The organism is Bradyrhizobium sp. MOS002 (assembly GCF_003020115.1).
Classification (GTDB): Bacteria; Pseudomonadota; Alphaproteobacteria; order Rhizobiales; family Xanthobacteraceae; genus Bradyrhizobium.
On sequence record NZ_PYFX01000002.1, the window covers coordinates 342877 to 361587 of the forward strand.

Below are 18711 nucleotides of genomic sequence, written 5' to 3' on the forward strand. Positions count from 1 at the left end.
ACAATGAGCTAGATGCGCCGCTCCTGCTTGAGGCGGTCGATCGCGGAGGCCGCCTCCGGCGGGAGCGACTTGAAGCCCATCTGGCCCACCATCGAGAACAGCGGCCGCAGGTGCGAGCCGGCGAGAAACGGCGGCTGGCGGTTGGCGGGCACGATCTGGTCGAACACCAGCACCAGCGTCGTGGCGACGAGGCCGACCCTGATGGCGCCGAGGGCTGCGCCGCCGAGCCGATCGCCGATGCCGGCCTGCCGTATCGTATCGCTCAGCGCCAGCCGGCCGAGATATCCAAACAGCATGCCGACCACCACGAAGATGCCGAAGAACCAGATCCAGTTCTGCAGTATTGGCGCATTCGGATTGCCCGCGACCTGCGGCACGATCAGCGGCATCAGCGCGACCGCGATGGGAGCGGCGAGGAGATAGGCCAGGATCGTCATGGCGCTGCCGAGCAGGCCGGTCCTGAAACCGAAGCCGATCGCGATGGCGAACGCCGCATAGACGGCGAGATCGAAACTGTTCATGCGCGGGAGCCTGCCATGGAACGAGTGAACGCAGAACCGATCATTCCGGTTTCAGATCGTTAAAATCGTCTGTATTGATGGCCCAAAGCTCAGGGATCGCCCCAAGGAAAGCGTCAAGGAAAGCGTCATGTCAGACCTATTCGACGTCAGTCAGGAAACCATCCTCGTCACGGGTGCGAGCCAGGGGCTGGGGCGGCAATTTGCCCGGGTGTTGGCGGCGCATGGCGCGGCCGTCGCGCTCGCGGCGCGGCAGACCGACAAGCTGAAGAGCCTGGAAGACGAGATCCGCGGCAAGGGCGGCCGCGCCGCCGCCGTCGCGCTCGACGTCACCGACACCGCATCGATCGCCAGGGCCGTCGATGAAGCGGAAGCCGCGCTCGGCCCGGTCACGGTCCTGATCAACAATGCCGGTATCGCAATCGAGAAGCTCGCGACCGAGCAGACCGAGGCCGATTGGGACGCGGTGATCGGCGCCAATCTCAAGGGCGCCTATTTCTTGGCGACCGAGATCGCGCGTCGCATGATCGGGCGCAAGCAGGAAGGCAACATCGTCAACATCGCCTCCGTGCTCGGCACCGGCGTGCTGAAGGCGCTGTCGCCTTACGCGATCTCCAAGGCCGGCATCATCCAGGCGACCAAGGCGATGGCGCTGGAGCTCGCGGGGCAGAACATCCGCATCAACGCGCTGGCACCCGGCTATATCGACACCGAAATGAACCATGCGTTCTGGTCGACGCCGCCAGGCGAGCGCCTGACCAAGCGCATCCCGCAGCGCCGCATCGGCGCCGAGTCCGATCTCGACGGCGCGATCCTGCTGCTGGCCTCGAAGGCCTCGCGGTACATGACGGGCAGCGTGGTGACGGTGGACGGCGGGTTCTTGTTGAATTGAGCACACCGCTGTCGTCCCGGCGGTGTCCGGGACCCATGCGCCGAGTGGGAGTTATTAGCGCGAACTGGTCACGACCTATCTTCGCCAAACCAAACTCGGTGGTTATGGGTCCCGGCCTTCGCCGGGACGACAGTGGAGAATGACGCAGCAGCTTCACGCTACCGCATCTCACCCCTGATCATATCCGCCGCCTTCTCCCCGATCATGATGGTCGGCGCATTGGTGTTGCCGCCGATCAGTGTCGGCATGATCGAGGCGTCGACGACGCGCAGGCCTTCCATGCCGTGCACCTTCAACGCCGGATCGACCACGGCCATCGCGTCGGTGCCCATCTTGCAGGTGCCGACGGGGTGATAGACGGTGTCGACACGCGCGCGCAGGATGGCGCGGATGTCGTCGTCCGTTCTCACCTTGGACGTGAACATGTCCTTCTTCTGCAGCGCGCGCAGCGCAGGCGTCTCCATCAGTCGCCGCGTGGTCTTGAAGCCCGCGACCATCGTCTCGAGATCCTCCGCCTCGCCCAAGAAATTCGGATCGATCATCGGCGCTGCCAGCGGATCGGCGCTTTTCAGCCAGACGCTGCCGCGGCTCTTCGGTCGCAACAGGCAGACATGGCATGAGAAGCCCGCCTCCTTGTGCTTCTTGCGACCATGATCGTCGAGCATCGCGATGACGAAGTGCAGCTGGATGTCCGGCACGTCGAGATCGGCTCGGGTCTTCAGGAAGCCGCCACACTCGGCGAAATTGGTGGTCATCAGGCCGCGCCGCTCCCGGCGGTATCGCTGGATGGCGCGAAGCAGGGATGGCAGCCGACCGAGCGACGAGTGGACGAAGTGCGGATAGTCGGAGGCGTAGACGAACACGAAATCCGGATGATCCTGCAGATTGCGCCCGACGCCCGGCAGGTGATGCACGACGCCGATCCCGTGCGCGGCAAGCGCCTCGCTATCGCCGATGCCCGACAGCATCAGCAATTGCGGTGACTGGAAGGCGCCGGAGGCGAGGACCACCTCGCGGCGGGCGCGCAGCTGCCTTGTCTGCTTGCCCTGGACATATTCGATGCCGACCGCGCGCCCGCTTTCGAACAGGATGCGCGTGGCATGCGCCTGGGTCTCGACACGCAGATTGGCGCGCTTGTCCATGTAGGGATGCAGATAGGCGCGTGCTGCGCTCCAGCGCTCGCCATGATGCTGCGTCACCTGGTAGCTGCCGAGCCCTTCGTGGTCGTCTTCGTTGAAGTCCTCGCGGATGCGGAACTGCGCCTCGCGCGCGGCCTGATGGAAGACATCATGGATCGGATTGTCCGAGCGCAGCCTGTTGACATGCAGCGGGCCGCCCTTGCCATGATACGCGCCGTCGAAATCGGTGTTGTTCTCCGAGCGCTTGAAATAGGGCAGCACGTCCGTGTACGACCAGCCGGCATTGCCGAGCGAGGCCCAGTGGTCGTAGTCCCATTTGTTGCCGCGGATGTAGACCATGGCATTGATCGCCGAGGAGCCGCCGAGCCCCTTGCCGCGCGGTTGATAGCCGATACGGCCGTTCAATCCCTTCTGCGGCACGGTATCGAAGGCCCAGTTCGCTGCCTTGTATGGCAAAGCGAGTCCGAACGGCGTGGTGATCCGCCAATTGTCGTTCCGACCGCCGGCATCGAGCAGCGCCACGGATGTCCCCGCGTCCTCCGACAGCCGCCCCGCAACCGCGCAGCCGCCGGAGCCCGCGCCGACGACGACGAAATCGAATGTGTCAGTCACTGATGTTTCTCCCGTTATCGTCATTCCGGGGCGATGCGGAGCATGAACCCGGAATCTCGAGGTTCCGGGTTCGCTTCGCGCCCCGGAACGACCACCCCTACGACATGAACCGCATCATCTTCTCCAGCCGCGCGATCTTGCCGCCATAGGGCGGATAGAGGTCGGCGAGGCGGTTGAATTTCGAGCGATAGAACACCGGCTTCAGCTTGCTGAACGTGCGAAAGCCCCATTCGCCGTGATAGGCGCCGGTGCCGGATGCGCCGACGCCGCCCATCGGCTGGTTGATTTGCGCGAAGTGGAACAGGCAGTCGTTGATGGTGACGCCGCCGGAGACGGTGCGCGCCAGCACCTCGTCGCGCGCAATGCGGTCCTTGCCGAACCAGTACAGCGCCAGCGGCCGGTCGCGGGCGTTGACGAAGGCGATGGCGTCGGCCGGTTCGCGATAGCCGAGCACGGGGAGTACCGGTCCAAAAATCTCCTCCTGCATGACCGCCATGTCTGCGGTCGCGCCCACGATCAGCGTCGGCGGGAATTTGCGGTGTGCCTTCCAGTTGGGATCGTCCGCCTTCGCCGGCTGCAGGATCTTTGCGCCGCGACGTGCCGCGTCCGCGACGAGATTTTCCAGCCGCGCATAATGCCCGTCGGAGATCACGGAGGTGTAGTCCTTGTTGGCGGGGTCGGTGCCGAACATGCGCCGCATCTGCGCCCGCATTTTTTCGGCGAAGGCCTGCAACGAGCGCTCGGGCACCAGCACATAGTCCGGCGCGATGCAGGTCTGCCCGGCATTGAGCAGCTTGCCGTAGGCGATGCGCCCGGCGGCCTCTTCGAGGTCGGCCGAGGCGTCGATGATAACAGGCGACTTGCCGCCGAGCTCGAGCGTGACGGGCGTGAGGTTACGCCCCGCGGCCTCCGCCACCAGCCGCCCCACTCGCGTCGAGCCGGTGAACACCAGATGATCGAACGGCAAGCTTGCGAAGGCTTTTGCGATCTCGTCCTCGACGCCGGTGACGAGCAGCTCCGCAGGATCGAATTTTTGCGCGACCGTCTCCTTCAGCAGCGCGGAGAAGTGGGCGACGTGTTCGCTCGGCTTGATGATGACGCGGTTGCCGGCGGCGAGCGCGCCGATCGCGGGCGCGAGCGTCAGCTGCAGCGGATAATTCCAGGGCGCGATGATGCCGACGACGCCGAGCGGCTGCGGCATCAGCCGATTGCGCGCGGGCAGGAATTGCAGCGCCGTCGAAACGCGCTGCGGCGCCATCCAGCTCTTGAGGTGCTTGGTGGCATGACGGATCTCGGAGAACACCATCATGGTCTCGGCGATGGTGGTCTCGACCGCGCAGCGGTGGCCGAAATCGGCCGAGATCGCCTGCCGGAAGCGCTCCTCGTTGTCCGCGACGACAGTGCGCAGCCGCGCCAGCCGGTCGAGCCGCTCGGCGAGGCCAGGCGCCGGCTCGGCCCGCGACCGCGCGACCATGGCATGGCAGGCGTCTTCGAGGCCCCGAAGCGGGGCGCTCGGCGGGGGGCGATCCAAGGGGCGATCCAAGCCGAGGTCCATGGCGTTCTCCCCTTGAAGTGGCGTTTCCGCCTGGTTTTGTGGCCGCAAGCTGGCCCCTTGTGGAACTTCTGGCAAGGGCGGGCCAAACGGGCCGCAAATTCGTCCACCGCGCTGTCATAAAGTTCGAAAAAAACGTCCCCGCAGCCCTTTCCAAAGGCAGCCCGGGTTGGTACATACCGCCCGCACCCAACGGGCTTTGCCCGGGGTTGCCTTCCAAGGAAGCCTTCGGGACGGACGAAGCAAGCCACGCGAACAGCGCCGGCCCTTCATTCACCGTCCCCGGCACTTTCACGAGGGCAAAGCAACGGTTAACGCGGGGTGGAGCAGCCCGGTAGCTCGTCAGGCTCATAACCTGAAGGTCATAGGTTCAAATCCTATCCCCGCAACCAAGTTCGGACCTTACCGGTCCCGATCCGAAAATGGCCCGCTTCATGCGGGCCATTTTTGTTTTGGGCGTGGTGCGGTGGAAACGTCGGCCGCACCTTGCGCAAGAGTGGGGGAACGCCTCACTCTGGATAGCTCAGGATCATTTTCAGCAGCTTCGGAAACCGCGCATTGATGTCCTCCTCGCGCAGGACATTGCGGTGCTGGACGCCTTGCTTGGAGGTCCGGATCAGGCCGGCCTCGCGCAGGATACGAAAATGGTTCGACAGGGTCGACTTCGCCATGTCGGGGCAAGGCGCCGCCTCGGTGCACGACATGCAATCGCTCTGTGCGGCCAGGCTTTTGACGATCCGCAGCCGCATAGGGTCCGCGAGCGCTCCCAGCACCCCAGCCAGTGAAATCTCGCTCCGCGGTGGGTGAACGAACTGCACCATGAACAAAATATAGCACCTCCCTTGAACTCATTCAATAGTTCACTAGTATTGAACTATTGAATATCGGCGTCGTGCCGGACGGTGGAGAATATGTGATGACCAAGAGACTCGAAGGAAAAGTTGCGCTCGTGACCGGCGCTTCCAAAGGCATCGGCGCCGAAATCGCCGCGCGGCTCGCGGCCGAAGGCGCGGCGGTTGCCGTCAACTACAGCTCCAGCAAGCAGGCCGCCGACCGCGTGGTCGCCGCCATCGTCGCCAAGGGTGGCAAAGCCGTCGCGGTCCACGGCAATCTGGCCGACGCCAAGGACGTGACAAGCGTGGTCGCAGAGACCGTAAAGGCGTTCGGCGCGATCGATATCCTCGTCAACAACGCGGGCATTTACGAATTCGCCCCGCTCGAGGCCATCACGCCCGAGCATTTCCATAGGCAATTCGACCTCAATGTGCTTGGCCTGCTGCTGGTCTCGGGCGAAGCGTCGAAGCACTTCAACGCCAATGGCGGAAGCATCATCAACATCAGCTCCGGCGTATCGACCATCGCGCCGGCGAACACAGCCGTCTACACCGCGACCAAGGCATCGGTGGATGCAATCTCCGCCGTCCTGGCGAAGGAGCTGGCGCCGCGCAAGATCCGCGTCAACGCCGTCAACCCGGGCATGATCGCGACCGAAGGCGTCGTCTCGGCCGGCCTGCACGAAGGTGACATGCGCAACTGGATCGAATCCACCACCCCGCTCGGCCGCATCGGCAAGGTCGAGGAGATCGCTGCCGCGGTGGCCTTCTTCGCTTCGGACGACGCGTCGTACGTCACGGGCGAGACGCTGCATGTGACAGGCGGCCTGCGCTGACGGAGCGCAAAGCTTAAGGGTTTCGATGAGGAGATGGCCCGCGCCGTGCGGGCCATCTTTATCGCGCGCCTCTCAAAACCCCGTAATCGCCTTCCCGTCCGCCCCGACCAGCATCGACGGTGCCTCGCCGAACACCAGTCCCTCCGGCTGAAACTTGATCGTCTTTCCGCCCTCGACGAACTCCGCAAAATTGCGCGGTGTCGCCGAGTGCACGCCGTTCTCCAGGAAGTCGTCGATCTCGTAGCAGGTGTCGGGCTTGCCACCGGAGCCTTCGCCCAAGAACTTCTGGAAATTCTGGCTCGTCACTTTTGCCTTCTTGCGCGCCGACCAATTGGCGTAGCGGCGGTAGAGCTTTGGCATGATCACCGGGCCCTTGTCGGTCGCGAGCACGTCGGTCTCGTTTGTCTTGGGTTCGCGCAGGTCGAAGTCGAAGGCGGGAATCGTCCTGGCGAGGTGCTTCCAGACCGGCAGCTTCCTCGTTCGCGCGGTCTTGGCCGGCGCGAGGAAAGCCTTGATCTCGTCGTCGTTCATCGAGGAGTAGAACGTCGGATAGGCAAAGCCCTGCTCGACCAGCCAGTGGTTGATGTCGACCTTGTGGCCGCTGACCGTCACCTCGATGTCGCCGACCAGGCGCCCATAGGTGTCGAACACCTCGTTCGGCGCATCGACATGGGTGAAGACCCGGCAGGCGAGCGTCGCTTCGCCGGCGCTGCTGAGGAAATCATGCAGGGCCTTGCTCGCGGTGGCGCCGAGGAATTGCCGGTAGGAATGGGTGACCTCGTGATAGGCCTGCCGCTTGGCGTCGGTCAGCCCCTTCTTCTCCGCGGTCGAGAGCGGCGAGGGCTGGTAGTGCAGCTCCGGCGCGTCGATGCCCTGGAGGCGGATAGTGAGCTTGCCGTTCTTGATCGGTGCCGTGTTGGTTCGGCCCTTGACCTTGGCGTTGTCGAAGACATGGGTCGGCTGGAACGCCGAGCTGTCGTTCTTGCGAAAGCGGATCGCGTCGGGCGCGACGGCCACCACGACCTTGGTGGTGTCGGCATCCGACCGCCCCTCCGGCCAGAACTGCTTGACCTCGATGGTGCCTTCGACCTCCAGCAGTCCAATGGGCATCGGCCGCTCCTGTCATGGTTCAGGAGGCAGCGAATCATTTTCGTACGACAAGCCCATGACGGAAGATGGGACAGGCGCGACGTGTCACGGACACGCCGGATGCTCTAACCCGCGCGCTCGTAGCGCGCGGGCGAAGATGATCTTTCTGGAGGAAGCAGAATGGCTCCGAAGATCAGTCCCTGTGCGGGCAGACCATCGTCAGATAGAGCAGCGTCGGGGCCTTATCCTCGCCATCGCGATATTCCCACTCCAGCCGAATCTCATGCCGGTGCGCATAGGCGTCGTTCGCCTTGTGCGTGATGATCTTCGTCTTCATCGGGATCGGCGGCTCGGAGTTGAAGCATTTCCGCACGCAGGCATCGAGCAGATCGCATCGCGTCAAAGGGATGACGCCCGGCTCGTCTTTGGACAATGGGATCGTGTTGGGTTGGGTGCTAAGATCGACGCGAGCCCGGCCCTTTTCCTTGTGCCAGTATGCCGCGCTCCCATCCGGCCATTTGTCCGCCGGCGTCAGGATCAGGTGATACTGCCCGTATTCCAGGGTCGGCAGGTGGATGTCCGGGGACGCCTTGAGGATGTCCACGCTCCGCTGCATGTTTTCCAGCGGGAAATAGTTGTCGTTCATCAAATCTTTGAATGAAGCCCCGGTATAAGTTCTTGAGCCCATCGCCTTTTCCCTCAATATGTTCTTGGCTTCGCGAAAATACGTACAACTCCAGCGACGCCGGTCAGCTTGGCCAATCCTCGCGCCCTCGAATATGTGCCCCATCTTTGTTGGGATTTGCTTACGCTACCACTCAGGACTGTGTTTCGTCCAGATCGCCAACTGCACCGTGCCCCGCTAACGGTGAGGGAGCGAGCGCGATTGCTAAGAGGCTTTCGACAGGTATTCTTATCGAGAGGTGCTTGCGGTTCTGGTCGACAGAATGACCGCGGCCTTTGAGGCGCAGGAATGAATTGCTTCACGTGTCAGTCTGCGATCGGTCCGGACGACAGCTGGTGCTCCAAATGCGGGGCGGCGGTCCGCCAGCGCGTCGATCCCGACAGCGAACGAAGGTTTGTGACCATTCTGCGCGCCGATGTCGTCGACTCCACGGGTCTTGTTGCCGAGCTGGAGCCGGAGGCGGCGGTATCGCGCCTCGAACCGGCTCTTGCGGCGATGAGAGGCGCGGTGCGCCAGTTCGGCGGCATCGTCAGCAAGGAGTTGGGTGACGGGTTGGCTGCCGTCTTCGGCGCCCCGATCGCCGACGACAACCACGCCCCCCTGGCCTGCCACGCGGCCATCGAGCTGGTCCGGCGCGTTGGCAGTCTGGGCGATCCAGGACTTCAGGTCCGGGTCGGCCTCCACTCGGGTCATGTGGTGGCCTACATGGTCGCCAGTGAATTTTCCAAGGTCTACGAGATCGGCGGCGCCGCCCAGCATCTGGCCGCGCGGCTGGAGACGGCAGCCGAGGCGAACCAGATCTACGTGTCCGAAGCCTGCCAGAAGCTTGCGGACGGACATGTCCGCTTTGATTTTCTTGGCCGCAAGACTCTGCGCGGCTTCAACGAAGCTCTGCCGGTCTATCGGATCATTGGAGCGAGCGATCTTTCGAGCTGGCGGGTGCGTCGCGCTCGTAGCGTCTCCCGGTTTGTCGACCGGACGACGGAGCGGGCGCTGCTATGGCGCGCTGCGGAGAAGGTTGTCACCAGCGGGCAGACGGTTCTGCTGATGGGGGATGCGGGCATTGGAAAGTCGCGGCTTGCGCATGAATTTGCGCAGGGCCTCAGGGCTGACGGCTGGCGGTTGCTCGACGTCGAATGCAGCCCAAATCTTCAAGGCGCGCCATTTAGCACCCTGAAACGACTGGTGCTTTCCCTCCTGGAGGCAGTCTCCAGGGACTCGGATCGCCTGGCAGACCCTCGAAAGGAATTGTCGGCGGTCCATCAGTTTGCAATCGACGCGGTGCTGGATTTGCCCATTTCCGATCCGCGTTGGAGCGAATTGGAGCCCTACGCGCGGGGGCGGGCGATTTCGGAGGCAAGCTGCGCAATCCTGGAAGGCGTGGCCCGTCACAGCGGCACCGTTCTTCTCATCGAGGATCTGCACTGGGTTGATCGAGCCAGCGACACGGTCATTGCCGCCATAGCGTCGCTACAGGTGCCGAATCTGTTTGTTTTCCTCACGAGCAGGCCGAACGGAATGCCGGAATGGATCGCGCGTTGTCATGCAGAAGTGATCGCGATGCGGTCACTGGATGATGAATCCGGAATGGCCATGTTGGCTGACATGCTCGGCACGTCCGTGACAAATGCAGGCTTGAAGAACCGGATCATCTCTCACACGGCCAACGTTCCGCTGTTCATCGAGGAGGTCTGCCGTGGTCTGAAGGATAACGGCACACTTCGCGGCCAGTGGGGTGATCTGGCCCTGGTGCGTCCGATAGAAGAGCTAGGTATTCCCACAAGTATCCAAGGCGTGATTGCGGCGCGACTCGATCGGGTGTCGAGGCAGGAGCGCCTGGTTTTGCAGGTTGCTGCCGCATTGGGGCCGCGATCGAGTGAAGCCGTCGTGCGGAGAGTCTCAGAGTTGCCCGAAGATGCCCTCCGGGATTGCCTTGCAGCGCTCGATCGGGCCGAGCTGCTGGTCAGGATCGATAGCGACATCGCGGACTCGCTTGAGTTTCGACACGAGATGGTTCGCCAGGTGACCTACGAATCGATGGTCGAAAAGGTCCGCGAGAGCGTGCATGCGCGGGTTCTCGCGGCATTCGAGAACGACGACATATTGAGAGATGATCCTGACGCCCTCTGCTACCACGCAATGCGTGCGAAGGACTGGCCCAAGGCGTTCAACTACGGGAGAAGCGCCGCGCAGAAGTGTCTTTTGCGCTCGGCATATGCCGACGCGGTCGACTACTTCCGGACAGCGATGAGTTCACTCGACAAGACGCCAATAACCAGTTCGAGGGAGACGAATGCCATTGATCTCCGGATGGAGGCGCGCATGGCGTTCATCTGGTCCGGTCGGGTTGCCGAGTGGGTCGATCTGGGAAAGGAAGCTGACCAGCGGGCCAGCGAGATCAATGATGTCGGCAGAAGGGTTGCCGCCAAGACGGTCATGGCGGGTGGGCAGAACTTCTATGGGACGCCTGCGGAGGCCGTTACTCTTGGCGAGGAGGTCGTTGGTCTCGCCGAAGAGTCCGGCAATCCCGGTTGGCGCAACCTTGCGCAATACAATCTCGGGCAGGCCTATTTTCTTGCCGGGCGCTATCGTGAGGCGGAGCGGACTATCGCACGAGCCCGTGCCCATCTGATGGGCCCGGACGCGAGTGCGCCGTTCGGCACGCCCCCGAAATACACCCTCCTGCTCTGCTGCATGATGAAAAGCTTCACCCACACCGTGATGGGTGAGTTCGATGCCGCCGAGCAGCTCCAGCAGCAAGCCGCAGCGATCGCGGAGGAAACGGGTCGCCCCTACGACCATGTCGCCGCGGCCTATAGCGGCGGCTGGCTGAAGCTCGGCCGCGGCGAGCCGGCGGCGGCCGCGGCCATTCTTGAGGACGGTTTTGTCCTGGCGCAGAAGCACGGCATCCGGCTGTTCGTGCCGGTGCTCGCCTGCCATCTCGGCATGGCCTATCTGGAGCAGGGGCTGTTCGACCGCGCGCGCGGCATGCTGACGGAGGCGCGCGAGGAGGCGAAGGCGGTCGGCTATACCTCGGCGGTGCTGCGCAGCTCGATCTACCTGGCGCTCGCCACCCACCGCCTCGGCGACGTCCAGGCCGCGCAGAACATGCTGCGCGAGGCGCGCAACACCGCGCGGCAACAGGGGTTCTCGGGCCTGGAGGCGGAGGCTCTGTTCGGCGAAGCCATGGTGACGCCGCCGTCGGGTCCGGAGGCCAAGGCGGCCATCCTTGGCGCCTTGCGCGCGACCATCGCGATCGCCGCCGAAAGCGGCGCGCTGCCGCTGCAGCACAAGGCCGAGGCGATGCTCAACGAGATCCAGGCGACGGGTGACGAGCTCAGCTGACGGCAGCGGCGGCCCGGCTGCCATCGCGGCCGAAATCTGCCCGACGCGTCAAATAAATCCAGCAGGCATTGCAAGGAGTTAGCTACTGTGCATGGGGTTGTTTTCGCCCTTTTATTTCGAAGGGCCCCTCATGGTGCAGCGCGGAGGAAGGCCCGCTCGTGCGGGCCCGCTCCGATGACTATGCCCTTGCACGCGCAGCAAGGTCGGCTACCGTCGGCCCTGGCCGCTCGGCCAGGTGACTTTTGATTTCAATTTTTTAGCATCCGATTTTTCGGCGCCGCGACGGCGCGACGCCCACCGAACGAGGCGGGGCCATGATCACACGGGACCAGTCGGCGCTGCTCGCGCCGGTCGAGCGCGACCTGCGGCTCGATCTCTTCCGCGGCATCGGTCTGTGGATGATCTTCCTCGACCACATCCCGCACGACGTCGTGGCCTGGCTGACCTTGCGCAATTACGGCTTCAGCGACGCCGCCGAATTCTTCGTCTTCATCTCCGGTTATCTGGTCGGCTGGATCTACGGGCCGATCGTCGCCGGCGGCTGGTTTCTCGCCGCGCTGAAGCGTCTGTGGCGGCGCGCGGTCGAGATGTATGTCGCCCACATCATGCTGTTCCTGTTGTTCACGGCGCAGATCGCCCGCACCGCGCGCCGCTTCGACAATCCGATGTACGAGCACGAATTCAACGTGTTCAATTTCCTGTCGCATCCGGACGAGCTGATCGGGCAGGCGATCCTGCTGAAGTACAAGCCGGTCAATCTCGACGTGCTGCCGCTCTACATCACGCTGGTGTTCGCCTCGCCTTTCATCGTGTGGTGCCTGGTGCGCCGGCCGAACCTGACGCTCGCCGCGTCCGTGGTGCTCTACGTGCTGTCGCGCTGGTTCAACTGGAACATCGCCTCCTATCCGCCCGGCACGACCTGGTACTTCAACCCGTTCTGCTGGCAGCTGATGTTCGTGTTCGCGGCTTGGTGCGGCGTCGGCCAGATCGACAAGATCGCGACATGGGTGTGGTCGAAGGCGGCGATGGCGCTGGCCGCCGCCTGGCTCGCCTTCGCGTTGCTGATCGTGATGACCTGGCACGTCCCTGCGCTCGAAGCCCTGATCCCGAAATGGATGATCAAGGCGATCTACCCGATCGACAAGACCGACCTCGACATGCTGCGGTTCACGCATTTCCTGGCGCTGGCGATCTGGGTAACTCATCTCGTCTCGCGCAAATGGCGGACCTTGCACGGGGCCTGGCTGCGCCCTGTGATCCTCTGCGGTCAGCATTCGCTGCCGATCTTCTGCCTCGGCGTCTTCCTGTCGTTCTCGGCGCACTGGATCCTGACGCAATACACCAGGGGCGTCTGGGAGCAGCTCGCGGTCTCCGTCGTCGGCATCGTCATCATGATCGCAGTCGCCTGGGTGCTCGATCGGGCCGAACGGGTGCCGAACCTGTTCGTGAAGGTGACGGAGGTCGAGGAGGCCGACACCGCGCTGGAAAGCGCGCCTGCGGACAGGTCTGCCGTGGCGCCCGCGGGTCATTGAGTATCACCGGCCGGCATTTCGTCGAGAGGTCCAACGGAGAGGTTTATGTCCAGACTTGTGTTGACGATCGCCGCCACCCTCCTGCTCCTGATCTCTGGTGCGTCGGCGCAAGCACCGTCGCCGGAGGCGATGAGCGCGGCGCGCAAGCTCGTGGTCACCTTGAAGATCGCGGATCAGTATCGCGCCCTGTTGCCGCAGCTCCTGCTCAAGCTGAGGCCCGTGGTCGCGCAGGACAGGCCGGAGATCGAGCGCGACTATGACGCGGTGACGGCACCCGGCTCCGAGATCTACACCCCGGCCCTCAGCTCGATGATCGACCAGGTCGCCGCCCTCTATGCCCAGAGCTTCAGCGTCGACGAGCTGCGCCAGATCGAGGCCTTCTATGTCCAGCCGGCCGGGAAGAAACTTTTGGAGAAGTCGGATGCGCTGGCGCAGGCAAGCGCGCAGATCGGCCAGGACGTCAGCCAGAAGACGGCCGACGAGCTGAAGCTGCGCCTCATCGAGGCGCTGCGCCAGAAAGGGCACAAGCTCTGAGCTCAACTCTTGCGTAAGGGCGCCGCGCTCGCTGATTTGACGCGGCCGTTCGCGCCGACTACGCTTTTGCAAAGACAAGAAGCGCGTGAATGCCGTGGCCTGACCTGTGCTCAGGGCGGCCCTCACGCCAAGAGAAAAATTCTGGGGAACGGAAATGACCGGCGATATCGCAGCCACCATCTCGAAGGCCCGCGAGCATTCCATCGGCGACCTTCTGCGCCGTGCGGCGGGCCGCGATCTGGGCAAGCTCGCCGTGAGCTGCGGCGATGTGAGCTGGACCTTTGCCGAGATGGACGCGATCTGCAATCGGCTCGGCCGCGGCCTGCTTGGCCTCGGCGTGAAAAAGGGTGACCGCCTCGCCGTGCTTTCGCGCAATTCGCACGCCTTTGCGGTGCTCCGGTTCGCGCTGGCCCGGATCGGCGCGGTGCTGGTGCCGATCAACTTTATGCTCAATCCGGACGAGATCAATTTCATCCTGAAAAGCTCCGGCGCAAAGCTGCTCGCGGCCGGCCCTGATTTCGTCGAGTCTGCGCGCGCGGCCAGCGCCCGGGATTGCGCGGTCGAGAAGATGATCTGGCTGCCGGGCGAGGATCCCGCCACGGCGCCCGCGGGTCTCACCACCTTCGACGATCTCCTCAGCCCCGATGGCTCTTACCTCGAGGCGTCCGTCGACAGCCGCGATCTCGCGCAGATCGTCTACACCAGCGGCACGGAGTCGCTGCCCAAGGGCGCGATGCTGACCCATGAAGCGGTGATGTGGCAGTATGTCAGCTGCATCATCGACGGCGGCATGAGCGTGGACGATAAATTCCTGCACGCGCTTCCGCTCTATCATTGCGCGCAGCTCGACGTGTTCCTGGGGCCGCAGATCTATCTCGGCGCCTCCGGCGTGATCACAGGCAAGCCTGCGGCCGACAACATTCTGTCACTGATCCAGACGCACAAGATCACGTCGTTCTTCGCGCCGCCGACGATCTGGATCGCGATGCTGCGCTCGCCCAATTTCGACAAGACGGATTTGTCGTCCTTGCAGAAGGGCTATTACGGCGCCTCGATCATGCCGGTGGAGGTGCTGCTCGAGCTCCAGCGGCGCCTGCCCAGCGTGAAGTTCTGGAATTTCTACGGCCAGACCGAGATCGCGCCGCTCGCGACCGTGCTGGGTCCTGCGGACCAGCTGCGCAAGGCGGGCTCGGCGGGCAAGCCCGTGCTCAATGTCGAGACCCGCGTGGTCAATACTTCGATGGAGGATGTGAAGGTCGGAGAGGTGGGTGAGATCGTGCACCGCTCGCCGCATCTGCTCTCCGGCTATTACAACGATCCGGTCAAGACGGCGGCGGCATTCTCCGGCGGCTGGTTTCACTCCGGCGATCTCGCCACCGTCGATGAAGAGGGCCACATCACCGTGGTCGATCGCGTCAAGGACATGATCAAGACCGGTGGCGAGAACGTCGCGAGCCGCGAGGTCGAGGAGATGGTCTACCGCATCCCCGCAGTGTCTGAGGTTGCGGTGGTAGGCCTGCCCGATCCGCGCTGGATCGAGGCGGTGACTGCGATCGTCGTGGTCAAGAGCGGCGAGAAGCTCGACGAGGACACGGTCATCAAGCATTGCGCCGGCCAGATGGCGCATTTCAAGGTGCCCAAGCGCGTCATCTTCGTCGAGGCCTTGCCCAAGAACCCGAGCGGCAAGCTGCTCAAGCGCGAGCTCCGCCAGCGCTTCGTCGGCGGCGAGACGCTCGACAAGGCCATCCAGAAGAATTTTGCGACCTGAGGCGGAGCGCCTGACCATGAAAGTCTGGCAGATCGCGCGCGACTGGTCGATTGAGGGCATGGAGCTCGCCGAGCTACCGGAACCCGCGCCGGGTCCCGGCCAAGTCACGGTGCGGATGGTGGCCGCATCGCTGAACTACCGCGATCTCCTGACCGTGCAGGGCAAGGGCGGCGTCTCCAGACTGCCGCTGATCCCGTTCTCTGACGGCGCGGGCGAGGTGATCGCTGTCGGCGATAGCGTTTCCCGCGTCGCAGTCGGGGACCGCGTCTGTCCGATGTTCTTCCAATCGTGGATCGATGGAAAGGTCTCGGCCGCGAGCCGGCGCTACGCGCTCGGCGGCACGCGTCCGGGGGTGTTGCAGGAAGTCATGTTGCTCGATGCCGAGGGTGTCAGCCGCATTCCCTCGCATCTCTCTTTCCAGGAAGCGGCGACGTTGCCCTGCGCCGGTCTTACCGCCTGGCGCGCGCTGTTCGAGGAGGCCAAGGTGCAGCCCGGCGATACCGTTCTGGTGCAGGGCACTGGCGGAGTGTCGATCTTCGCATTGCAATTCGCCAAACTTGCAGGCGCGAGCGTGATCGTGACCTCATCGAGCGATGAGAAGCTCGAACGCGCCCGTGCGCTCGGCGCCGATCACACCATCAACTATCGCTCAGTTCCTGAGTGGGGCAAGGCCGCGGCAGAGTGGACCGGCGGCGGCGTCGACCACGTCGTCGAGGTCGGCGGCAAGGATACGTTCTCGCAGTCGCTCGAGGCGGCGCGGATCGGCGGCACCATTCTGGTGATCGGCGTGCTCTCCGGCTTCTCGCAGCAGATCGCGATCCCGAGCCTGTTCTCCAAAAATTTGCACGTCATCGGCCTCTCTGTCGGCAGCCGCCGCATGTTCGAAGGCATGACCGCCGCGATTGGGCGAAATGGGATGAAGCCGGTGATCGATCGCGTGTTCGCCTTCGAAGCCGTCCCCGATGCGCTGCGGTTGATGCAGCAGGGCGGCCACTTCGGCAAGATCGTGGTGGAGTTTGGTTGAGTGGAGTTCGGCGGGTGTCGCACCGCGCAACTCGCCCCACATCGCAATGACGGCTGAGAAGTTCGGGCCTCAATACTTCTTTACAGCCGCGCCGAACGCGAACCACAGCGCCATGGACGCGAGGCCAAAACCGCCGAGTAGCAGGAAAGTCGGGCCATAGCCGATCCATTGCGCGATCCAGCCGCCCAGCGCGGGGCTGAGGCTCGCGCCGATGCCCTGCACGGTGATCACCGCACCCTGGCCGAGATTGATGCGGCCGGTGCCGTTGAGCGAGCGCGCGACCATGCCCGGGACGGCAACCGTCTGGAGCCCGGTGCCGATGCCGTCGAGCACCTGCATCGGCACGACGCCCCACCATCCCGTGACGAAGAAGGCGAGCACGCCGCGGATGGGCAGGAACATGAAAGAGACGAGGATGATAGGCCAGTAGTTGCGCTTGCTCGCGGCCTTCATTGCGATCAGCGACGTGATGACCATGACGCCCTGCGCGATCACCACGGTGGTCGCGACGAAGCTCGGGCCGTTGGCCTGGCCTTCGGCGACCGCCGCAAGGCTATAGAGCGGCACGATGGCGGCATTGCCGAGATGGAACAGCGCGAGCGCCATTGCCAGCACCAGCAGAGCACGGTGCTTGAGCAGCATCGTGAACGCGTCCGGCGCGCTGTCGGGATCGTCCTCCTTGCTGCCGCGCGCGGCGCGATCGTCGATCGCCTTGGCCGGGATCATCATCACGCAGGCGATCGCGATGGCGCCGAAGATCGCCGCCAGCACGAACACGGAGACATAGCCGAACTTGTAACCGAGATAGCCCGACAGCGCAGCGCCGACCATGTTGCCGGCATGGTTGTACGCCTGGTTGCGGCCGTTGAGCGCGTTGAAGCCCTTCTGCTTGGCGATGCCGAGCGTGATGCCGGTGACCGCCGGCACGATCGCAGCGCTCGCCAGCGATTGCGCGACCTGCGAGAATGTCACCGCCCAGAAATTCTGCGAGATCAGGATGATTGCGGACGCGAGCACCACACAGATGCCGGGAATGACGACCCACATGCGCTTGTTACGGCTGGCGTCGATGAAGCCGCCGATCGGCGTCGTGATCAGCATGCCCGCGACATTGCCGATCGTCATCGCGGTGCCGATCAATCCGCTGGCCCAGCCGCGCTCTTGAAGAAAAACACCGACGAACGGGCCGATGCCCGACTGCATGTCGGCCATGAAGAAGTTGAGAGCGAACAGGGGCCAGATACGAGACGAGGAGGGGGACCGCGATGTCATCGATACCAAAACATGGTCTCAGCCGGGATACGGCGGGTGGGACATGATCCTTTCAGCCAATCGTTCTGGCGCGGACGAAACTTTAACGGGCGCTGATCGGGTTGGTTCCAGGCCTCGGGCCTTGCGGTCCCCGCCAGCAATTCCGTATTGACGTTGGATTGTCTCTGTTGGGAGTACGGCATGCCCCTCTGGACCTGCGAAACCTGCGGCGCGCAATTTCCGGATGGCGAAAATCCGCCCGCGTCCTGTCAAATTTGCCAGGACGAACGGCAATACGTCGGCTGGAAGGGGCAGACTTTCCTCACGCGCGAGGCGCTCGCGGAACGTCACCGCATGGTCTGCCGCGACGATCTCGGCCTCACCGGCATCGCGCTCGAGCCGAGCTTTGCCATCGGTCAGCGCGCGCTGCTGGTGCCGCTCGCGGACGGCTGCCTGATGTGGGACTGCGTGCCGCTGGCGACGCCGGAGGCGGTCGCGCATGTGCGATCACTCGGCGGCCTGAAGGCGATCGCGATCTCGCATCCGCATTACTATGGCGCGCTCGCCGACTGGAGCGAGGCGTTCGGCGGGGTGCCGGCCTATTTGCACGCCGATGATCGCCAATGGGTGACGCGACAGCATCCCTCGATCGTGCACTGGACCGGCGACAGCCATCGCATCTCCGACGATGTGCGGCTCCTGCGCACCGGCGGTCATTTCGCCGGCGCCACCATCCTGCACCACGCGAGTGGTGCGGACGGCAGGGGCGCGCTGCTCACCGGCGATATTGCGCAGGTGACGATGGATCGCCGCTTCGTCAGCTTCATGTACTCCTATCCGAACTACATGCCGCTCAATGCCGCCGCGGTGCGACGGATTGCGGCTGCCGTCGAGCCGCTGGCCTTCGATCGGATCTACGGCGCCTGGTGGGGTCGCAACATCGCCGCAGGCGCCAAGGCCGCATTCGCGGCCTCTGTCGCGCGCTATCTGGCCGGCATCGCCTGAGCCGGTTCGTGACCGGATTTATCTTGCTGATCCACAATAAGTGGACTATAAGTACAGTTATTAAGCGTGGCGCGACGATGCGTCTGCGGGACCGGC

The 18711-nt window shown here is 63.9% G+C and carries 15 protein-coding genes and 1 tRNA gene; 9 read left to right on the forward strand and 7 right to left on the reverse strand.

Going from position 1 to position 18711, the window contains the following annotated elements; all coding sequences use genetic code 11:
- Nucleotides 1–8 precede the first annotated feature (8 nt).
- Complete coding sequence (locus C7G41_RS06280) at nucleotides 9–521, reverse strand: CvpA family protein (RefSeq protein ID WP_106941748.1); 513 nt, start codon at nucleotides 519–521, stop codon at nucleotides 9–11.
- 127 nt (nucleotides 522–648) lie between these two features.
- Between C7G41_RS06280 and C7G41_RS06285 the strand changes: the two genes are divergently transcribed.
- Nucleotides 649–1410 carry an SDR family NAD(P)-dependent oxidoreductase gene (locus C7G41_RS06285; RefSeq protein WP_106941749.1) on the forward strand — a complete coding sequence of 254 codons (762 nt, stop codon included), beginning with the start codon at nucleotides 649–651 and terminating at the stop codon, nucleotides 1408–1410.
- Nucleotides 1411–1568: 158 nt separating this feature from the next.
- Here C7G41_RS06285 and C7G41_RS06290 read toward each other — a convergent pair whose 3' ends face one another.
- Nucleotides 1569–3161 carry a GMC family oxidoreductase gene (locus C7G41_RS06290; protein ID WP_199198218.1) on the reverse strand — a complete coding sequence of 531 codons (1593 nt, stop codon included), beginning with the start codon at nucleotides 3159–3161 and terminating at the stop codon, nucleotides 1569–1571.
- 97 nt (nucleotides 3162–3258) lie between these two features.
- Entirely contained in the window at nucleotides 3259–4716 is a 1458-nt protein-coding gene (locus C7G41_RS06295; protein WP_199198219.1) for a coniferyl aldehyde dehydrogenase, read from the reverse strand.
- A 312-nt stretch (nucleotides 4717–5028) separates the two neighbouring features.
- Between C7G41_RS06295 and C7G41_RS06300 the strand changes: the two genes are divergently transcribed.
- Nucleotides 5029–5105 (forward strand) — tRNA-Met (locus tag C7G41_RS06300).
- A gap of 117 nt (nucleotides 5106–5222) precedes the next feature.
- Here C7G41_RS06300 and C7G41_RS06305 read toward each other — a convergent pair.
- The gene (locus C7G41_RS06305) at nucleotides 5223–5534 is read right to left on the reverse strand and encodes a helix-turn-helix transcriptional regulator (RefSeq protein WP_106941752.1); all 312 of its coding nucleotides are present in this window, start codon (nucleotides 5532–5534) and stop codon (nucleotides 5223–5225) included.
- A 95-nt stretch (nucleotides 5535–5629) separates the two neighbouring features.
- On the opposite strand from C7G41_RS06305, the gene C7G41_RS06310 reads away from it, so the two are divergent.
- Entirely contained in the window at nucleotides 5630–6382 is a 753-nt protein-coding gene (locus tag C7G41_RS06310; protein WP_106942175.1) for an SDR family NAD(P)-dependent oxidoreductase, read from the forward strand.
- Nucleotides 6383–6454: 72 nt separating this feature from the next.
- Here C7G41_RS06310 and C7G41_RS06315 read toward each other — a convergent pair whose 3' ends face one another.
- Both C7G41_RS06315 and C7G41_RS06320 read right to left on the reverse strand, forming a co-directional pair.
- Nucleotides 6455–7492, reverse strand: coding sequence for a thermonuclease family protein (locus C7G41_RS06315; RefSeq protein WP_106941753.1), 1038 nt, complete (start codon nucleotides 7490–7492; stop codon nucleotides 6455–6457).
- Nucleotides 7493–7664: 172 nt separating this feature from the next.
- Nucleotides 7665–8159, reverse strand: coding sequence for a hypothetical protein (locus C7G41_RS06320; RefSeq protein ID WP_106941754.1), 495 nt, complete (start codon nucleotides 8157–8159; stop codon nucleotides 7665–7667).
- 285 nt (nucleotides 8160–8444) lie between these two features.
- On the opposite strand from C7G41_RS06320, the gene C7G41_RS06325 reads away from it, so the two are divergent.
- From C7G41_RS06325 to C7G41_RS06345, 5 genes are all read left to right on the forward strand, one after another.
- Nucleotides 8445–11501: an AAA family ATPase gene (locus tag C7G41_RS06325; RefSeq protein WP_106941755.1), complete on the forward strand. Its 3057-nt coding sequence runs from the start codon at nucleotides 8445–8447 to the stop codon at nucleotides 11499–11501.
- A 314-nt stretch (nucleotides 11502–11815) separates the two neighbouring features.
- Nucleotides 11816–13033, forward strand: coding sequence for an OpgC domain-containing protein (locus C7G41_RS06330; protein ID WP_106941756.1), 1218 nt, complete (start codon nucleotides 11816–11818; stop codon nucleotides 13031–13033).
- A 45-nt stretch (nucleotides 13034–13078) separates the two neighbouring features.
- On the forward strand, nucleotides 13079–13567 hold the full coding sequence (locus C7G41_RS06335) for a DUF2059 domain-containing protein (protein ID WP_106941757.1): 489 nt from the start codon (nucleotides 13079–13081) through the stop codon (nucleotides 13565–13567).
- Nucleotides 13568–13721: 154 nt separating this feature from the next.
- Nucleotides 13722–15335, forward strand: a complete 1614-nt coding sequence (locus C7G41_RS06340; RefSeq protein WP_106941758.1) for an acyl-CoA synthetase — start codon at nucleotides 13722–13724, stop codon at nucleotides 15333–15335.
- A gap of 16 nt (nucleotides 15336–15351) precedes the next feature.
- Complete coding sequence (locus C7G41_RS06345) at nucleotides 15352–16359, forward strand: NAD(P)-dependent alcohol dehydrogenase (protein ID WP_106941759.1); 1008 nt, start codon at nucleotides 15352–15354, stop codon at nucleotides 16357–16359.
- A 69-nt stretch (nucleotides 16360–16428) separates the two neighbouring features.
- Here C7G41_RS06345 and C7G41_RS06350 read toward each other — a convergent pair whose 3' ends face one another.
- Nucleotides 16429–17631, reverse strand: a complete 1203-nt coding sequence (locus C7G41_RS06350) for an MFS transporter (protein WP_106941760.1) — start codon at nucleotides 17629–17631, stop codon at nucleotides 16429–16431.
- 180 nt (nucleotides 17632–17811) lie between these two features.
- Between C7G41_RS06350 and C7G41_RS06355 the strand changes: the two genes are divergently transcribed.
- Nucleotides 17812–18615: an MBL fold metallo-hydrolase gene (locus C7G41_RS06355; protein ID WP_106941761.1), complete on the forward strand. Its 804-nt coding sequence runs from the start codon at nucleotides 17812–17814 to the stop codon at nucleotides 18613–18615.
- The last annotated feature ends 96 nt before the right edge of the window (nucleotides 18616–18711 follow it).